Genomic DNA, 16265 nt, shown 5'->3' with positions numbered 1-16265 from the left:
CCAAATCCCGTAAGAGCTGTGGCAAGACTATCGATTTACCTATCGAATTAAAGCGGAAAATTTCGCTTTGAAATATCGAGAAATACGATCAAGAGCGTATGCAGAGTAAGTTAACAAGAGATTAAGGACTATCCAGAAGAAACGTGACGGACTGTCCTGCGTTTACCACCAATTTACGCTTCAAACTCGCAATGGGTTGTGACACAGGCCTGCATTGCATAGGCTTGCGCGACTGTTTCACCTGCGCCACACGCAGGACCGCTTCGAGGAGATGACCGATGGGCTTGAACAACCAGTGGATGCAACGCGACCTGGCCGTGTTGTGGCATCCCTGCACCCAGATGAAAGACCACCAGCAACTGCCGCTGATCCCCATCAAGCGCGGTGAAGGCGTGTGGCTGGAAGATTTCGAAGGCAAGCGCTACCTCGATGCCGTCAGCTCCTGGTGGGTCAACGTGTTCGGCCACGCCAACCCGCGTATCAACCAGCGCATCAAGGACCAGGTCGACCAACTCGAACACGTGATCCTCGCCGGTTTCAGCCACCAACCGGTGATCGAACTGTCCGAGCGCCTGGTGGCGATGACGCCCGAAGGCCTGACCCGCTGTTTCTATGCCGACAACGGTTCGTCGTGCATCGAAGTGGCGCTGAAGATGAGCTTTCATTATTGGCTCAACCGCGGCCTGCCGAACAAGAAGCGCTTCGTCACCCTGACCAACAGCTACCACGGCGAAACCATCGCCGCGATGTCGGTGGGCGATGTGCCGCTGTTTACCGAAACCTACAAGGCGCTGCTCTTGGACACCCTCAAGGTGCCGAGCCCGGATTGCTACCTGCGTCCCGAAGGCATGAGCTGGGAAGAGCATTCGCGCAACATGTTCCAGGCCATGGAGCAGACCCTCGCCGAAAACCACGACAGCGTCGCGGCGGTGATCGTCGAGCCGCTGATCCAGGGCGCCGGCGGCATGCGCATGTACCACCCGGTGTACCTCAAGCTGCTGCGCGAAGCCTGTGACCGCTATGGCGTGCACCTGATCCACGATGAAATCGCCGTGGGCTTCGGCCGCACCGGCAGCATGTTCGCGTGCGAGCAGGCCGGTATCCGCCCGGATTTCCTGTGTTTGTCCAAGGCCCTCACCGGCGGCTACCTGCCATTGGCGGCGGTGGTCACCACCGATGATGTCTACGACGCCTTCTACGACGACTACCCGACCCTGCGCGCCTTCCTGCACTCCCACAGCTACACTGGCAACCCGCTGGCGTGCGCGGCCGCCTTGGCGACCCTGGATATTTTCGAAGAAGACAACGTCATCGAGAACAACAAGGCCCTGGCCCAGCGCATGGCCACCGCCACCGCGCACCTGGTGGACCACCCGCACGTGTCGGAAGTGCGCCAGACCGGCATGGTCCTGGCCATCGAGATGGTCCAGGACAAAGCCACCAAGACCCCCTACCCGTGGCAGGAACGCCGTGGCCTGAAGGTCTTCGAGCATGCCCTGGAACGCGGTGCGCTGTTGCGGCCCTTGGGCAGCGTGGTGTATTTCCTGCCGCCGTATGTGATCACGCCGGAGCAGATCGATTTCCTGGCCGAGGTGGCCAGTGAAGGCATCGACATTGCCACCAACAGCAAAGTCAGTGTCGCCGTGCCGAAGGACTTCCACCCAGGCTTTCGCGATCCCGGCTGATCACACCCCTGCAGGCGCCGGCAAGCCGGCGCCTGCAGAAACACCCCATTTTCCAGAGAACAGAAATGAGACTGTCCCGCTTTTTCACCGACACCCCGCTGAGCCTTGGCGAGCACGAACTGCCCGAAGCCCAGGCGCACTACATCAGCCGTGTACTGCGCATGAACGAAGGCGACGCCGTGCAGTTGTTCGACGGTTCAGGCCAGGAGTTCCTGGGCACTTTGCTGGATGTCGGCAAGAAGCGCGTCAGCGTGCAACTCACGCAAAGCTTCGCCGGGCAGGCCGAATCGCCGCTGCACATCCACCTCGGCCAGGGGTTGTCGCGGGGCGAGCGCATGGATTGGGCGATACAGAAAGCCACCGAACTGGGCGTCAACGCGATCACGCCGATTTTCAGCGAGCGCTGCGAAGTGCGCCTCAAGGATGAACGCGCCGACAAACGCCTGCTGCACTGGCGCCAGGTGGCAATCAGCGCGTGCGAGCAATGTGGGCGTTCGACAGTGCCAGTGATTCACCCACCGCTGCTGCTGGCGGACTGGTTGAAGCAGACCGAGGCCGACTTGAAACTGGTCCTGCACCCGGTGGCCGAGCCGCTGGTCAGCCATGCCAAGCCTGCCAGCCTGGCCTTCCTGATCGGCCCTGAAGGCGGGTTGACCGACAATGAAGTGCAAACCGCGCAAGACGCCGGCTTCCATGCCGCCCGCCTGGGCCCGCGCGTATTGCGGACCGAGACGGCGCCCGTCGTCGCTTTGGCGGTGGCCCAGCAACTCTGGGGCGATTTCTAACCCCGCCTCCAACGCAAGCGCCGGCACGCCGGCGCCTACGGTTGACCGGGTGATCACTCCACCGGGTCACTCACCGGCGAGGCAATGATCGCCTTCAACTCGCTGGTCATCGGGAACTCCAGGTTCAAGCCCTTGGGCGGAATCGGCTGTTCAAACCAACGCTGGTAAATCCCGTTGATCGCCCCCGAGCGGTACAGGTCGCCCAGTGCCTCGTTGACCACCGCGAGAAACTGCGGGTCGCCCTTGCGCACCATGCAGCTGTAGATTTCCCGCGACTGCTCTTTGCCGACCACCACCCATTTGTGCGGATCCCTGGCCTTGGCGCGCTCACCGTAGAGCAGCGCATCGTCCATATAGAACGCCGCCGCGCGACCGGTCTCGAGCATCTTGAACGCCTCGCCGTGGTCCTTGGCGCTGATCACGAACATATTGGTCTTGTGCTCGGCGTTGTAGTTCTTGAGAAACCGCTCGTTGGTGGTACCGGCGGTGGTCACCACGTTTTTGCCCTTGAGGTCGTCAAAGCCCTGGATACCGCTGTCCTTGGCGGTCAGCAATTGCCCCTTCACGTAGATAAAGCCGTAGGAAAATGCCACCTGTTGCTGTCGCTCTGCAGTCACCCCGGTGGAGCCGCATTCGAGGTCGACGGTGCCGTTCTGTACCAGCGGGATACGCGTCTGGGAAGTCACCAGGTTGTATTTCACCTTGAGATCGGCCACCCCGGTTTTCTCCTCGATGCGCTCGACGATCTTGCTCGCCAGGTCCACCGAATACCCCATGGGTTTGCCACTGCTATCCCCCACGTAGGAAAACGGCACCGACGCATCGCGATAGCCCAAGGTGATCGACTTGGCGCTGGCGATCTTGCCCAGCGTGCCGTCCAGCGGCGCTTGATTGGCATGGGCCTGCGCCCCCAGCAACAGCCCCAGGGTGCAACCGGTCAACAGGATTTTTTTCATTGTTATTCTCCGTTGGTCTTTGAGTTATTTACGGACAGCAATCACGCTGATTTCCACCAGCACACTCGGTCGCGCCAATTCCGCCTGCAAGGTGGTGCGCGTCGGCGCCATGCCCGGCGACAGCCAGGCAGACCACACATCATTCATTGGGGCGAAACCGTTGCCGATATCTTTCAAGTAAATGGTCGCATTCAAGACATGATCCTTGTCACTGCCGGCCTGGGCCAGCAGCCCGTCGATCTTCGCCAGCACTTCGCGGGTCTGGGTCGCCACGTCGACACCCTCGCCCGGCACCTGGCCCGAGAGGAATACCAGGTCCTTGAAGGTGACGGCGCCGGACAGTCGTTCGTTGCTGCTGATTCGCGTGATGGTCATGGGTGCATCCTTATGCGGCGCGGGGCGCCAGGCCCTGCATATCAATGGAAGGGACGTGTTGGCCGATCAACTCGGCGAGCAATTGGCCGCTGCCGCACGCCAGGGTAAAGCCCAGGGCACCGTGGCCCAGGTTCAGCCACAGGTTGCGATAGAGGCTGGCGCCAATCAGCGGCACGCCGGTCGGGGTAGCCGGGCGCATACCGGCCCATTCCAGCGCATGCGTGTAGTCGCCAGCTGTAGGAAATGTCTCGATTGCCTGGCGCTTGATCAGTGCCAGGCGCTTGGGCTCAAGGCTGGCGTCGAAGCCGACGATATCCACCATCGCCGCCACCCGCAGTTGTTCGCCGATGCGCGCGTAGACAATCTTGCGGTCGTAGTCGGTGATGCTCACGTTCGGCGCGCGGTGCTGCGCGCCAATCGGCACGCTCAGGCTGTAGCCCTTGAGCGGGTACAGCGGCAGTGACAAGCCCGGCAACGCCAACTCGGCACTGCGATGCCCGGCAGCCAGCACCAATTGCTGCACCGGCATCACTTCGCCGCCCAGTTCGATAGCCTGTACCGCACCGTCGGCATGCAGGATCCCGGTGACCTTGCGCCCCAGCATGAAGGTACAGCGACCCGACGCTTGAAGACGCGCCGCCAGCTGCTGGCAGAAGGCATGACAGTCCGCCACTTCCTCGTTGGGCGTGTAGATGCCGCCGACAAACCCACCTGCCGCGAGTGTCGGCTCCAGGCGCGCACAATCTACCGCCGACAGCACCTGCTGCTGCAGGACGTCGGTGACCTTGCTGCGCGCCCGCTCGAAGGTGTCGGCGTTGCGAAAAGTCACCAGCTTGCCGTTGCGTCGCCAGTCGAAACCATCCAGGCCGTCATCGACGCGCCATTGCTGCAAGGTGGATTGGCTCAGGCTCGCCAGGCGCAGCAAGTGCGCGGCGTTGCGTTTGTTCACCGAGCCGCGGCAAGCGCCGATGAAGGCCGCCATCCAGCGCCATTGCTGTGGGTCCAGGCGCGGGCGCAGCTTGAGCGGCGAATCGCCGCGCAGCAACCAGCCAATCGCCTGCAGCGGCACGCCGGCGTCTGCCAGCGGGGCGACGTAGCGGTAGGACAACTGCCCACCATTGGCAAAACTGGTTTCGCTGCCCAGGCTGTCGCGTGCCTCGATCACCGTCACTTCATGGCCGGCGCGCACCAACGCGTAGGCACTCGCCAGGCCGATAACTCCTCCACCGATGATGCAAACCTGCCTGGTCATGCCAGCCCCCAGCCGTTGAATAAGAAGGCTCAAGCCTAGGGGCAGGTGACAGGTCACCGACAATGAATAAAGATGGGTCACCTATAAACAAAGGTTATGGACACGCCATGCGCTTGCGTCATATCGAGATCTTCCAGGCCATCCGCCAGACCGGCTCCATCAGCGCTGCCTCGCAGTTGCTGCATGTGTCGCAACCGGCCGTGACCAAGGTGTTGCAACACGCGGAGTTACAATTGGGCTTTCCGCTGTTCCTGCGGGTGCGCGGCAAGCTGCAACCCACGCCGGAAGCCCTGGCGCTCGAAAGCGAAGTGGAAAAAGTCACCCAGAGCCTGCAAGGCGTGCGACGCCTGGCCAAGAGTTTGCGCCGCGAGCCGGGCCAAAGTGTGCGCATTGGCGCGATCCCGGCCCTGGCGCTGTCGCTGCTGCCGCCGGCGATTCTGGAGTGGAAGCACGATTACCCGGACATCGCCTGCGAACTGTCCAGCGACCACAGCCGCGAACTGGTGCAGAAACTGTTGATGCGCGAGATCGACCTGGCATTGACGCTCAACTTCTCCGGCCATCCGGGGTTGACCACCCAGGTGTTGGCCAATGGCGTGCTGGTGGCGCTGGCGTCCAAAGGCTATTGGTCCGAGGCTGAAACCCGCCAGCCGCTGCCGCTCGCCGACCTGGCGGGTGCGCCGCTGATCGGGCTGTCCAGCGCCGACCCGCTGGCCGCGAAACTCGACAGTTACCTGGAAAACGTCGACCCGCCGCCCCAGGTGACGATCTCGGTGCAAACCTATTCGCTGGCCCGGGCCATGGTGGAATCCGGCGCCGGGCTCACGGTGATCGACCCCTTCACCGCGCTGGGAGCCTCGACCGCCACCACGCGCATCCGCACGCTCACGCCGCCCTTGCCGATCACCTTGTACGCCCTCACCCGCGCCGACGAACCGCCGCCGCACATGCTGGCGAACCTGCTGCAGATTTTCGGCAAGCGTGCCCGCGAGCTACTGGAACGCCTGTAAGCGTAATCGCCGGCAAGTGACGGTCACAGCACGTAGTGCATGATCGCCACAAAATGCAGCAGGCTGCCGCCGATCACGAACAGGTGCCAGATGCCATGGGAATGCCGCAGGCGATCCTCCAGGGCAAAAAAGATGATGCCCACGGTATACAGCACCCCGCCCGACGCCAGCCAGGCGAACCCCGCCGTGCCCAGCGCGGCGAGCAGCGGCTTGACCGCCACCAGTACGATCCAGCCCATCACCGCGTAGATCACGATCGACAGGATGCGCGCCTCGGACCGCGGCTTGATTTCCTGCAGGATGCCGATCACCGCCAGCCCCCACACAATTCCGAACAGCGTCCAGCCCCATGGCCCGCGCAGCGTGACCAGGCAGAACGGCGTATAGCTGCCGGCAATCAACAGGTAGATCGAGAAGTGATCGACCTTCTGCATGATCTCTTTCCGTCGCCCCTGCACGCTGTGGTACACGGTGGACGCGCTGTACAGCACCAGCAGGGTAAAGCCGTAAATGGCCACGCTGACGATTTTCCAGGGGCTGCCGTCCAGGCTCGCCACCACCAACATCCATACCGCACCGACAAAAGCTGCAACCGCACCGAGCAAATGGCTCCAGGCGTTGAATCGTTCCCCGTGATACATGTGTCACTCACCTCGAATAACCGTTATCACCTTGAGCATTCTGACCGCAGTCACTCACTATCAGGTAACAACCTTTCTTCATTTGCCCTGACACCACTGCCCATCGGATGATTCACACCGTCCTTGCTGGCGCAGGGCTCAAGGGCCTCATCGCCGGCAAGCCGGCCCCTGCAAGGGTGCACCTGCCCCCAATGGTATCGACAATGCCTGAGCTTGAACCCGACGCGCCGCAACCCAGCCTATGGCAACTGTTTTACAACTTCGCCATGGTCGGCCTGTTCGGCTTTGGCGGCGTGATGCCCTGGGCGCGGCAGATGATGGTCGACCGCCGCCGCTGGGTCAGCGAGCAAGGCTTCAATGAGCTGCTGACCACCGGCCAGTTCTTCCCCGGCCCCAACATCGCCAACGTCGGCATCATCTACGGCCGGCGTCTGCATGGCTTGCCGGGTGCGATTGTGACCGTCTGCGGGCTGTACCTGTTCCCCTCGCTGATCACCGTGTTCGCCGGTTTCGCCTACGCCAAGTGGTGGAGCAACGAGGTGGTGCAGCAGATCTTCGGCGCCGTGATGCCGATCGCCACCGGGCTGATGCTCGGCACCACCCTGCGCCTGCTCAAGGCCATGCCTCGCACCCTCGCCAACTACAGCGCGTTCGTGCTGACTTTCGTGCTGATGGCGGTTTTCGTGCTGCCGCTGTGGATGGTGCTGCTGATCTGCATCCCCAGCTCGCTGGCCCTGAGTTTTGTCAGCACACACAAGGTGGCCGGCTGATGCAAACCGTGCTGCTGCACCTGATGATCCAATGCGCGCTGTGGTCGTTGATGTCGATTGGCGGCAATACCGTGGCCATCAGTGATATCCACCGCTACGCCGTCACTGACATGAACTGGATCACCGACGCGCAATTCGTCGCGTTCTTCGCCCTGTCCCAGGCGCTGCCGGGGCCGAACGGCATGTTCCTGGTATTTATCGGCCAGCAGGCGGCAGGGTTGCCCGGCGCGCTGGTGGCGCTGGCCGCCAAACTGGTGCCTTGCTCGGTGTTGACCTACGTCGGCGCCGGCTGGCTGGAGCGTCACACCCGCACGCCCTGGGTGCAGCGCGTCAAGCGCAGCCTGCTGCCGCTCTCCATCGGCTTGATTCTCGCCTCGACCTACATCCTGATGAACAGCCTGGAAAACAATGCCACCAGCCTGGTGCTGACGCTGGCCAGTGCTGCCGTGGTGTATTACACGCGCCTGAACGCGATCTGGCTGATCATCCTCGGCGTGGTGCTGGGCCTGTGCAGCGCATGGCTGGGAGTGAACTGGTTTTAGGGGCACAATCGACGGCATTCGAACAAGAGCCCATGGCCATGCTGATCGACGAAGAATTCACCCTCAAAAAGCTCGAGATCTTCCTGGCGTTCATGCGCACCGGCAACCTGGCCCGCGCCGCCGCCGAGCTGCAAACCAGCAACGTCAGCGTGCACCGCGCCATTCACTCGCTGGAAAATGCCCTGCGCTGCCCGCTGTTCAAACACGAAGGGCGCAACCTCACGCCGCTGGAAAGCGCCTACGTGCTTGAAGAGCGCGCGCAAAAACTCATCGCCGATGTGGTCGACAGCGTGCGCCTGACCCGCGAAGCCGCCGGGTTCTCCGCCGAGCGCTTCAAGCTTGGCTCGCTGTACTCGCTGACCGTCAAGACCGTGCCGCAATTGATCATGGGCCTGAAAATCAGGCGCAGCGAACTCAATATCGACCTGATCCTGGGCTCGAATTTCGACCTGCTGTACAAGCTCAAGAACATGGAAGTGGACGCGATCCTCATCTCTCTGGATGAGCACGCCAACGACCCCGACTGCGAACAGATTGCCTTGTTCAGCGACGACATCTTCCTCGCCACCCCGGCCGATTCGCCCTTCGACCGCGAGCGGGAAATCGACCTTGCCGACGTGCGCGACGCGACCTTCATCACCCTCACCCAGGGCTTCGCCACGCACCAGGATGGCAATCGCGTGTTCAAGCAGGCGGGGTTCGAGCCGAAGGTGGCGATGCAGGTCAATGACATCTTCACGCTGTTGAGCATGGTCAGTTCGGGCGTGGGTTATGCGCTGCTGCCGGGAAGGATTGCGGCGGTGTACGAGAACCGCGTGAAGCTGATACCGCTGCAACCCAGGTATCGGTTGCAGCAGCATATCGGCGTGGTGTTCCTGAAGGCCAAGGAAAGAGACCCGAACTTGCTGGCGTTGTTGGCGGAGTGTCGGATGTATGCCAATCGGCAGGGGACAGCCTGACACTCCGCTATCGGGGGTCAGCCCACCAACCCACGCACGATGAAGTACAGCAGCGAAGGCCCGAGCAAACACCCCAGCCCGGTATGGAACGTCGCCGTCAGCGCGCCATACGGCACCAATCGCCGATCCGTCGCCGCCAAGCCTGCCGTCACCCCACTCACGGTGCCGGCCAAGCCGCCAAACACCATCGCCGAGCGCGGGTTATCCAAGCCCATCCAACGCGCCGCCACGGGCGTGCCGACCATCACCAGGATCGCCTTGATCAACCCGGTGGCAATCGACAGCGCCATCACATCCGAGGTCGCGCCAATCGCCGCGCCAGTCACCGGGCCGACGATGTAGGTCACCGCGCCCGCGCCGATGGTGGTCATGCTGATTGCATCGCGGTAGCCAAACACCCAGGCCATGCTCGCGCCGACGATAAACGGCAGGATCGTGCCCAGCAGCAAGGCAATCACGCCAATCATGCCGGCCTTGCGTGCTTCGGTGGCCTGCACCTCAAACGCGGTGGCGACGATGGCGAAGTCACGCAGCATCGCGCCGCCCATCAGGCCGATACCGGAGAACAGCGCCAGGTCGGCCAGGCCTTTTTGCCCGCCCGTGATCGTGCCGCCGACCCAGGCCAGCACCAGGCCAATGACGATGGCAATCGCCGAACCGTGGATGCGCCCGAAGGTCAGTCGCTTGGACAGCACCACGGAAATCCACATGACCACGCCAACGAAGGCAAACGCGGTGATCAGGCCGTTATGTTCCAAGCCTTTTTCAATGAGATCCCACATATCAGCGGCCTCCCACGACAGGTGTCGGCGTGATCAGCGGCTCTTCATCGGGTAAAGGTTCACCCTTGTGCGTGCGGCTGATCAGGGCAATGGTGCACCCGCACACCACCACCGAACCAATCGCCGCGAGCACCGCGACCGGTCCGCCGTGCAGGGCAGTGACCACGTTCTGTTGCGCGGCCATCGCCACGACCACGGGGATGTACATCGCGCCCCAGAAGCCCACGCCCATCTCGCAATCCTTGGTCATGCCGCCGCGTTTTTGCATCCACAGGCGGGCGCAGATCAGCAGGATCATAGCAATCCCCACCCCGCCCACGTTGGATTTGACGCCGAGCAACACGCCAAGCATGTCGCCCATGATCACGCCCGCGAGCGTGCAGATCGCCAGCAATGCCACACCGTAAATAATCATTGTTGTTGTCCTCAAAGTGCTCGATCGAAATTGTTGTTTTTGTGCTTCGAAAGCCTTGGGTGGTGCTTTATCGGTGGCGGCGCTCCTCCTCTTCCAGCAAGGCCTGCAAGGTGTCCAGGCGGGCGCCTTCACAGGCGATCACCGTGCCCTGTTCAAACACGCGGCGTGACAGGCCGGTGAGCACGGCGCCCGGCGGCAGTTCGATCTGCAGGCGCACGCCGCGCTCGTAGGCGCTTTGCACGGTGCCGCGCCAGTCGACGACGCGGCACATATTGAAGGCCAGGTCGTCGCGCAATTGCTCGGGGTTGTGGATCGGCCGCGCACGCGTGCTGCTCAGGTAAGTGATGCGCGGCGGCTTGAGTGCACCGAACGCCTGGGCCAGGCGCTGGGCAGGCGCATCCAGCAGCGCGCAATGGGACGGCACGCTGACCGCCAGGCGCTTGGCGATGCCGTTGCCTTGGATGCGCTCTGCGACAAGCTTCATTGCCGCATTGCTGCCGGCAATGACGGTCTGGTTGTCAGCGTTGATATTGGCCAGGTACACCGGCGTTTCAGCACTGTGTATTTCGGCCAGCAGGTTTTCCACTGTGGATAACGCCGGGCCGATGATTGCGGTCATGCCGTAGCCATGTGGATAAGCGTTTTGCATCAGCTCGCCACGCAGGCTGACCAGTTTGATGGCCTCGTCGAAGTCCAGCGCGCCCGCAATCACCGCCGCCGGGTAGGCACCGATGGACAGGCCCGCGACATAATCCGGGGTGTGTTGCAGGAGGCGGGCGTGGGCCACACCGGCGATCAACAGGCAGAGTTGTACCGCGCGGGTCGACTCAAGGGCTTGCGCCGAGTCGAGCGCCAGGACGTCTTCGCCCAAGGCCTCACTGGCCTGCTCCAACACCTCCACAGGCAGCTGGTGAAGCATGCCCGGCCGTTGGGCGCCCTGCCCCGGGAAGACCAGGAGGCTGCTCATGCCACGGCCTGCCAAGGGTCCTGCACAAGGTGTGCACCGCTGGCGGTCTTGAGCAGCACGCGGCGTGACCCACTTGCCCATTCGCGCAAGGCGACGGCGCCAAACGGGGTTTGCAGTTGCAGATCCACGGCGCACGGTGCGGTGTTCAATATCGCCAGCAGATCCTCGGCATCACCGCGCTCAAGTCGCTCGGACGTACGCAGGATCAAATCCAGATCACTCTGCGCGTGCAGCGCTCGAATCCCGCTGGCCAACTCGAAACCCGCGCTGCCCGTGACGCCCCACGCCTCCTGCGCCAGCATCGGCCGCAAAAGATCGAGCGCGCGCAGCGCGGGTAAATCCCGTGGCGAGACCACACCACACAGAGCCTCGGGGATCACGCGCCGCTGCACTGCCGTTAGCGGCATCTGGGCGGCATAACGCTGCTCACGCAACCGCCCGCGTACGCCGACGGGCACATGACCCGGCTCGGCCATGGCGCGGCGCACCACCACCGGATGGCCAGAGGCGACGGCCTCCAGTACCCAGGCCGGTGCGTCGGCAGGCACGTGCGCCGGGGTCATGCCCCAGAGCAAATCGTGGGCGTTCACCATTGCTCCCGCAGCAGCTGGCGTACATGGCTGGAGGCGGCGCGATTCGCCGCGCCGAGACGCCCGCTCAAATCGCGGCCGTCGATATCCTTGATCGCGTTGACCAGGCAATCGCTGACCCGCGCCACATCGTCCGGCGTGGGCTGTTCAATCTGGCTGACCGACAAGGTCTCCCACAACAGCCCCAAGCTGGCATAGCTGTCGATGTCATAAGCCATCGGCGGCACGCTGGCGGCCAGGGCTTCCAGCTCCTCGACACTGCGCAGGGTCACCCGCGCCGCCGAGGCCTTGCCCATGGCGTGCACCATCACACCGGGGTCACGCAGGGCGATCAGGCGGTTGGCCTGGTAGCCGTGGGCGAGGAACGCCCCGGACATCGCCTTGCCCACCAGCAGCGCGATCACCGGGTGGCCGGCCAACCGGGCGCGCGCATAGCTGTCGGCGGCGGCGGCCAGGGCCTGGTGAATGCCGAGGGCTTCTTCGCGACGGCCGTAGGCTTGGCTCGGTACATCGACGATGGCGATGATCGGACGCTGGTCCCCGTGGGCGATGGCTTCATCCACCGCCTTGGCCAGGCCCCAGCCTTCGAGCAACCCGACTTCGCCGTTACGGGCGCGCGGGAAGCGGTTCTGAGGGTCGCTGACCACGGCGACAAAGCGCACCGTCTGCTCACCCAAGACACCGTCGGCAACCCTCAGCGACTGCGGCAGACCGTCGACAGGGGTGGCGCCGGCGCTCAATGCGTTGAACCACTGCAAGCCTCTCATGAGCGTTCTCCTTGATACAGGTCGCGTACCGTTGCCCCGTCGATTTGCGGCGTGGCGTCCAGTTGCGCAAGACGCGCCAGGTAATGTTCGGCCTGACGGCTGCGCTGTTGAGCAGGCAAGCCTTGTTGCAGCAATGCAGTGACGGTCTGCTGGATCTGCGTCACATCGTCTGCCACGTAGCGGTCGGCCAGGCCGCTGTTGAAGCGCTGCTCGCCGCCGGTCAGGCTCCAGATAAACGGGCGGTCGCGCGAATCGTATTCTTCCAGGCCGGCTTCCTGTTCGATCACTTGCGGGCCATTGAGGCCAAGGCGTGCTTCGCGGGTCACGACCAGGTAGCTGCACAGCCCGGCGGCGATGGACATGCCGCCAAAGCACCCGACACTGCCCGCCACCACACCAATCACCGGTTGATACTGGCGCAGGTCGACAATCGCCGCGTGGATGTCGGCAATCGCGGCCAGGCCCAGGTTGGCTTCCTGCAGGCGCACGCCGCCAGTCTCCAGCAACAGCACGGCGCGGGTCGGGATGCCCTTGCGATTGTCCTCGGCTGCCAGCTCCAAAGCGCCGGCGATTTTTGCACCGCCTACTTCGCCAAGGCTGCCGCCCTGGAAGTTGCCCTCGATGGCGGCAATCACCACCGGTTTTCCATCGATGCTGCCCTTGGCAATCACCACCCCGTCATCGGCCTGCGGCACCACACCTTGGCGGCTGAGCCAGGGCGACATGACGCGTTGGAATGGGTCGATCAGTTCGCGGTAGGAACCGGCGTCCAACAAGGACTTGGCCCGCTGCCGGGCGCCCAGTTCGACGAAGCTGTGTTTGGTGAGGTCAGTCATGGCCGATCTCCTCGAAGCCCTGCTCCAGGCGCAGGCGCACCACGCCTGGGGTGGCGCCGAAATCGTGAATATCAATCTTCAAGGCCGGTGGCGTCTGTTCCTGGAAGATCCGTTCGAACAGATGCTGCCAGCGGAGCGCGGCGCCATTCACCGAGGTCTGCACCTGGATGGTCAGCGTGCCCGGCGTGCCCGGCTCCAGCAGCACTTCCAGGTCACCCGAGCCAACGCAACCCACCAGCGCACGGCCTTTTGGCGGCTGCCCGGCGGGGAATTCAAAGGATAAGGTTTCCATCACAACGCTCCGTCGAGGCGGTCGATAAACAGGCAGGCGGCCAACAGGTCGGCGGCGCCACCGGGGGAGGCATTCAGGGCCAGCAGTTGGTGGTCCAATTCATGCAACTGACGGCGACCGGCGAGGGTCGCGCTGCCGCCTGCATCGAGCACGGCCTGGGCGCCGACCTGCATGGCATGCAGGCCTTCCAGGCCGGCGCGATAGAGCACACAGGTATCGGCCAGGTCCGTCATGATCGCGAGCAAGGCATCCAGGCGCGCGTTCTGTTCGCCGACGTTTTGCCGGCGGCTCTTGTGCAGTTGCGGCAGGCCGCGTTGCACCACCGAAGGGAAGCCCAGTTGCGCTTCCTCACGGGCGCCCCGTGCGCCGAAGCGCTGTGCGACCTGGGCGCCGTGGCTCATCGGTTGCGGGGCGTAGCGGTCGTTGAGCAAGGCCAGCTTGGCCGCGGTGAGTGTCACGGCGCGCGGCTCCAACGCCGCCGCTGCGGTCAGCAAGCCAAGCGCCCAGATCGCACCGCGATGGGTATTCACGCCGCCGGTAGTGGCGAGCATGGCTTGCTCACCTTCGCGGCCGATGCGCCCAAGGGCTTCGCGCAGGGGCAGGCCGACTTCACCGACGTCAATCGCTGCCTCGGCCATTTCCTTGAACATCGGCCACAGCGACAGCGCCGACGCGTGCATCAGGCCCAGGTGCAAATCGTCGTGGGCACCATTGCCACGCCGATCCACGAGGGCGGGCTTGGGCGATAAGTCAGCCTCATCGATCAACGCGTCGACGGCCATGTCTGCCAGGCGATCAGCCAGGCTAAGTTCATGCAGTTTGAGGGCGCGCATTTACCAGCTCCTGAATTTGGCGGGCGGGTTGTACAACCCACCCGACCAGTCCACCAGGTCGGCGACGCTCTTGGCCGCCAACAACTCGCGGGTGGCATCGGTGCGGCGAATGCCCAAGTCTTCGGGCAAGGCAATCAAGCCTTCGCGACGCATGCGTGCGGTCTCTTTTGGGTTGTGGCGCATGCCGATGGCCGTCACCCCGGCGACGGCGGCGATCATTGCCTGGCGTTCTTCGAGTGAACGCGCCTTGTACAGGTAGGCGATGCCTTCTTCGGTGAGCAGATGGGTCACGTCGTCGCCGTAGATCATGATCGGCGCCAGCGGCATGCCGCTTTTGCGCGCCACCTCCACCGCGTCGAGGGTCTCAACAAAGGTCGGCTTGCCGCCTTCCTGGAAGGTCTCGACCATCTGCACCACCAGCTTCTTGCCGCGTTCGAGCAAGGCTTCTGGCGCATCGTCGTGACGCATGTCCAGCCAGGCCGGTGTGCCGTGGCGACGACCGCGCGGGTCGTGACCCATGTTCGGTGCGCCACCAAACCCGGCGAGACGCCCACGGGTCACGGTGCTGGAATGGCCGTCGCCGTCGACTTGCAGGGTCGCGCCGATAAACAGGTCCACCGCGTACTGGCCAGCGAGTTGGCAGAACATCCGGTTGGAGCGCATCGAACCGTCGCGGCCAGTGAAGAACACATCCGGGCGCGCGGCGATGTAGTTTTCCATGCCCAGTTCGGTGCCGAAGCAATGCACGCTTTCCACCCAGCCGCTTTCAATCGCAGGGATCAGGGTCGGGTGTGGGTTGAGGGTCCAGTTGCGGCAGATTTTGCCCTTAAGGCCCAGGGACTCGCCGTAGGTGGGCAGGATCAGCTCGATGGCGGCGGTGTTGAAGCCGATGCCGTGGTTGAGCGATTGCACATTGTGTTTTTCGTAGATGCCACGGATCGCCATCATCGCCATCAGCACATGCACCGGCTTGATGTGGCGCGGGTCACGGGTGAACAGCGGTTCGATGTAGAACGGCTTGTCGGCCACCACCACGAAATCCACCCAACTGGCGGGGATGTCCACGCGGGGCAAGTCGCTGACGTCATCCACCAACTGGTTGACCTGCACGATCACGATGCCATCGCTGAACGCGGCAGGCTCGATCAATGCCGGGGTGTCTTCGGTGCTGGCACCGGTGTAGATATTGCCGGCGCGGTCGGCCATGAACCCGGCAGACAGCACCACATTGGGGATCAAGTCCACCACCAGCCGCGCGTAGAGTTCGATGTAGGTATGGATCGCGCCGATTTCCAGCAGGCCGTCTTCCAGCAACTGGCTGATGCGCAGGGATTGAGTGCCGGCGAACGAAAAGTCCAGCTTGCGCGCGATGCCCTTTTCAAACAGGTCCAGGTGCTCGGAGCGGCCGACACTGGGCATGATCATGTGCAAATCGTGGAGCTTGGCCGGGTCGGCCTTGGCCAGGGAGCGCGAAAGGAAGTCAGCTTGCTTCTGGTTGTTGCCCTCCAGCACCACGCGGTCGCCGGGGAGGATCAACGCCTCAAGCGCCGCGACGATCTTGTCACTGGGCAACACGGCCCCGTCGGCAAAGTGCTTGACCAGCCCGAGCCGCCGCTGCTTCTCGTCGCGCCGCCGCGTCCAGCGCGAGTCGGGGGTTATTGTCGTTGTCATGGTCGCTCCACGGGTTTGCTGTCGTGGGCTGTACCTTAGGAGTGATTCGGGGGGCCATCAATCAAGCTGGGCGACGGATCATTACGGCTGGAGTAATGGAGCATCAGCAAATGCTGACCGGAGCCCAGTGAAGATCA

Annotated in this window: 19 protein-coding genes; 6 read left to right on the top strand and 13 right to left on the bottom strand. The window is 63.4% G+C overall.

Translation table 11 applies throughout. The annotated features are described in order from the left end of the window. Nucleotides 1–278: 278 nt before the first annotated feature. Both AC07OJ_RS13640 and AC07OJ_RS13635 read left to right on the top strand, forming a co-directional pair. A complete protein-coding gene (locus AC07OJ_RS13640; RefSeq protein ID WP_495094653.1) occupies nt 279–1685 on the top strand; it encodes an adenosylmethionine--8-amino-7-oxononanoate transaminase in 1407 nt (468 codons plus the stop codon). A 65-nt stretch (nt 1686–1750) separates the two neighbouring features. Then, entirely contained in the window at nt 1751–2470 is a 720-nt protein-coding gene (locus tag AC07OJ_RS13635; protein WP_120450292.1) for a 16S rRNA (uracil(1498)-N(3))-methyltransferase, read from the top strand. Between the two features lie 53 nt (nt 2471–2523). Here the strand turns inward: AC07OJ_RS13635 and AC07OJ_RS13630 are convergent, their stop codons facing one another. The 3 genes from AC07OJ_RS13630 to AC07OJ_RS13620 are packed head-to-tail and all read right to left on the bottom strand — an operon-like array spanning nt 2524 to nt 5053. Continuing rightward, the gene (locus AC07OJ_RS13630) at nt 2524–3426 is read right to left on the bottom strand and encodes a transporter substrate-binding domain-containing protein (protein WP_495094652.1); all 903 of its coding nucleotides are present in this window, start codon (nt 3424–3426) and stop codon (nt 2524–2526) included. Nucleotides 3427–3450: 24 nt separating this feature from the next. Next, a complete protein-coding gene (locus AC07OJ_RS13625) occupies nt 3451–3801 on the bottom strand; it encodes a RidA family protein (RefSeq protein WP_065904878.1) in 351 nt (116 codons plus the stop codon). Between the two features lie 10 nt (nt 3802–3811). Beyond that, complete coding sequence (locus tag AC07OJ_RS13620) at nt 3812–5053, bottom strand: D-amino acid dehydrogenase (protein WP_282397443.1); 1242 nt, start codon at nt 5051–5053, stop codon at nt 3812–3814. Nucleotides 5054–5160: 107 nt separating this feature from the next. On the opposite strand from AC07OJ_RS13620, the gene AC07OJ_RS13615 reads away from it, so the two are divergent. Next, on the top strand, nt 5161–6063 hold the full coding sequence (locus AC07OJ_RS13615) for a LysR family transcriptional regulator (RefSeq protein ID WP_495094651.1): 903 nt from the start codon (nt 5161–5163) through the stop codon (nt 6061–6063). Between the two features lie 23 nt (nt 6064–6086). On the opposite strand, the gene trhA is transcribed toward AC07OJ_RS13615, so the two are convergent. Beyond that, entirely contained in the window at nt 6087–6704 is a 618-nt protein-coding gene (gene trhA / locus AC07OJ_RS13610; RefSeq protein WP_065904887.1) for a PAQR family membrane homeostasis protein TrhA, read from the bottom strand. 203 nt (nt 6705–6907) lie between these two features. Between trhA and AC07OJ_RS13605 the strand changes: the two genes are divergently transcribed. Genes AC07OJ_RS13605 through AC07OJ_RS13595 form a run of 3 tightly spaced genes read left to right on the top strand, consistent with a single transcriptional unit; the run spans nt 6908 to nt 8975 of the window. After that, nucleotides 6908–7474, top strand: a complete 567-nt coding sequence (locus tag AC07OJ_RS13605; RefSeq protein WP_106802407.1) for a chromate transporter — start codon at nt 6908–6910, stop codon at nt 7472–7474. Continuing rightward, a complete protein-coding gene (locus AC07OJ_RS13600) occupies nt 7474–8016 on the top strand; it encodes a chromate transporter (RefSeq protein WP_065904891.1) in 543 nt (180 codons plus the stop codon). The genes AC07OJ_RS13605 and AC07OJ_RS13600 overlap by 1 nt, the downstream gene beginning before the upstream one ends. Nucleotides 8017–8054: 38 nt before the next feature. Continuing rightward, a complete protein-coding gene (locus AC07OJ_RS13595) occupies nt 8055–8975 on the top strand; it encodes a LysR family transcriptional regulator (RefSeq protein ID WP_065904893.1) in 921 nt (306 codons plus the stop codon). 17 nt (nt 8976–8992) lie between these two features. Here the strand turns inward: AC07OJ_RS13595 and madM are convergent, their stop codons facing one another. From madM to mdcA, 9 genes are all read right to left on the bottom strand, one after another. After that, nucleotides 8993–9757 (bottom strand): malonate transporter subunit MadM, encoded by a 765-nt coding sequence (gene madM / locus AC07OJ_RS13590; protein ID WP_058426582.1) that lies wholly within the window; start codon nt 9755–9757, stop codon nt 8993–8995. Between the two features lies 1 nt (nt 9758). Further along, nucleotides 9759–10172, bottom strand: a complete 414-nt coding sequence (gene madL / locus AC07OJ_RS13585) for a malonate transporter subunit MadL (protein ID WP_064454526.1) — start codon at nt 10170–10172, stop codon at nt 9759–9761. Between the two features lie 67 nt (nt 10173–10239). Then, on the bottom strand, nt 10240–11139 hold the full coding sequence (gene mdcH, locus AC07OJ_RS13580) for a malonate decarboxylase subunit epsilon (protein WP_106802406.1): 900 nt from the start codon (nt 11137–11139) through the stop codon (nt 10240–10242). Next, on the bottom strand, nt 11136–11732 hold the full coding sequence (locus AC07OJ_RS13575) for a malonate decarboxylase holo-ACP synthase (RefSeq protein ID WP_495094650.1): 597 nt from the start codon (nt 11730–11732) through the stop codon (nt 11136–11138). The genes mdcH and AC07OJ_RS13575 overlap by 4 nt, the downstream gene beginning before the upstream one ends. Next, on the bottom strand, nt 11726–12496 hold the full coding sequence (gene mdcE, locus AC07OJ_RS13570) for a biotin-independent malonate decarboxylase subunit gamma (protein WP_120450306.1): 771 nt from the start codon (nt 12494–12496) through the stop codon (nt 11726–11728). Before mdcE ends, AC07OJ_RS13575 begins: the two co-directional genes overlap by 7 nt. Next, the gene (locus AC07OJ_RS13565; RefSeq protein WP_495094649.1) at nt 12493–13332 is read right to left on the bottom strand and encodes a biotin-independent malonate decarboxylase subunit beta; all 840 of its coding nucleotides are present in this window, start codon (nt 13330–13332) and stop codon (nt 12493–12495) included. Before AC07OJ_RS13565 ends, mdcE begins: the two co-directional genes overlap by 4 nt. Next, on the bottom strand, nt 13325–13624 hold the full coding sequence (locus AC07OJ_RS13560; RefSeq protein ID WP_213554037.1) for a malonate decarboxylase subunit delta: 300 nt from the start codon (nt 13622–13624) through the stop codon (nt 13325–13327). The genes AC07OJ_RS13565 and AC07OJ_RS13560 overlap by 8 nt, the downstream gene beginning before the upstream one ends. After that, complete coding sequence (locus AC07OJ_RS13555; protein ID WP_495094648.1) at nt 13624–14457, bottom strand: triphosphoribosyl-dephospho-CoA synthase; 834 nt, start codon at nt 14455–14457, stop codon at nt 13624–13626. Before AC07OJ_RS13555 ends, AC07OJ_RS13560 begins: the two co-directional genes overlap by 1 nt. Further along, complete coding sequence (mdcA, locus tag AC07OJ_RS13550) at nt 14458–16128, bottom strand: malonate decarboxylase subunit alpha (RefSeq protein WP_495094647.1); 1671 nt, start codon at nt 16126–16128, stop codon at nt 14458–14460. Between the last annotated feature and the right edge of the window lie 137 nt (nt 16129–16265).

This window comes from Pseudomonas sp. GW821-FHT09C08, assembly GCF_059418125.1.
The sequence above is the reverse complement of the archived record's forward strand: the minus strand, read 5'-3'. Positions and strand labels throughout refer to the sequence as shown.

What these genes read in the sequence shown, in the direction of transcription:
- AC07OJ_RS13630 (WP_495094652.1), bottom strand. Translation starts at nt 3,426, where the DNA reads ATGAAAAAAATCCTGTTGACCGGTTGCACCCTGGGGCTGTTGCTGGGG.
- AC07OJ_RS13555 (WP_495094648.1), bottom strand. Translation starts at nt 14,457, where the DNA reads ATGCGCGCCCTCAAACTGCATGAACTTAGCCTGGCTGATCGCCTGGCA.
- madM (WP_058426582.1), bottom strand. Translation starts at nt 9,757, where the DNA reads ATGTGGGATCTCATTGAAAAAGGCTTGGAACATAACGGCCTGATCACC.
- mdcE (WP_120450306.1), bottom strand. Translation starts at nt 12,496, where the DNA reads ATGAGAGGCTTGCAGTGGTTCAACGCATTGAGCGCCGGCGCCACCCCT.
- AC07OJ_RS13595 (WP_065904893.1), top strand. Translation starts at nt 8,055, where the DNA reads ATGCTGATCGACGAAGAATTCACCCTCAAAAAGCTCGAGATCTTCCTG.
- AC07OJ_RS13615 (WP_495094651.1), top strand. Translation starts at nt 5,161, where the DNA reads ATGCGCTTGCGTCATATCGAGATCTTCCAGGCCATCCGCCAGACCGGC.
- AC07OJ_RS13575 (WP_495094650.1), bottom strand. Translation starts at nt 11,732, where the DNA reads ATGGTGAACGCCCACGATTTGCTCTGGGGCATGACCCCGGCGCACGTG.
- mdcA (WP_495094647.1), bottom strand. Translation starts at nt 16,128, where the DNA reads ATGACAACGACAATAACCCCCGACTCGCGCTGGACGCGGCGGCGCGAC.
- AC07OJ_RS13565 (WP_495094649.1), bottom strand. Translation starts at nt 13,332, where the DNA reads ATGACTGACCTCACCAAACACAGCTTCGTCGAACTGGGCGCCCGGCAG.
- mdcH (WP_106802406.1), bottom strand. Translation starts at nt 11,139, where the DNA reads ATGAGCAGCCTCCTGGTCTTCCCGGGGCAGGGCGCCCAACGGCCGGGC.
- AC07OJ_RS13600 (WP_065904891.1), top strand. Translation starts at nt 7,474, where the DNA reads ATGCAAACCGTGCTGCTGCACCTGATGATCCAATGCGCGCTGTGGTCG.
- AC07OJ_RS13620 (WP_282397443.1), bottom strand. Translation starts at nt 5,053, where the DNA reads ATGACCAGGCAGGTTTGCATCATCGGTGGAGGAGTTATCGGCCTGGCG.
- AC07OJ_RS13605 (WP_106802407.1), top strand. Translation starts at nt 6,908, where the DNA reads ATGCCTGAGCTTGAACCCGACGCGCCGCAACCCAGCCTATGGCAACTG.
- AC07OJ_RS13625 (WP_065904878.1), bottom strand. Translation starts at nt 3,801, where the DNA reads ATGACCATCACGCGAATCAGCAGCAACGAACGACTGTCCGGCGCCGTC.
- AC07OJ_RS13640 (WP_495094653.1), top strand. Translation starts at nt 279, where the DNA reads ATGGGCTTGAACAACCAGTGGATGCAACGCGACCTGGCCGTGTTGTGG.
- madL (WP_064454526.1), bottom strand. Translation starts at nt 10,172, where the DNA reads ATGATTATTTACGGTGTGGCATTGCTGGCGATCTGCACGCTCGCGGGC.
- trhA (WP_065904887.1), bottom strand. Translation starts at nt 6,704, where the DNA reads ATGTATCACGGGGAACGATTCAACGCCTGGAGCCATTTGCTCGGTGCG.
- AC07OJ_RS13560 (WP_213554037.1), bottom strand. Translation starts at nt 13,624, where the DNA reads ATGGAAACCTTATCCTTTGAATTCCCCGCCGGGCAGCCGCCAAAAGGC.
- AC07OJ_RS13635 (WP_120450292.1), top strand. Translation starts at nt 1,751, where the DNA reads ATGAGACTGTCCCGCTTTTTCACCGACACCCCGCTGAGCCTTGGCGAG.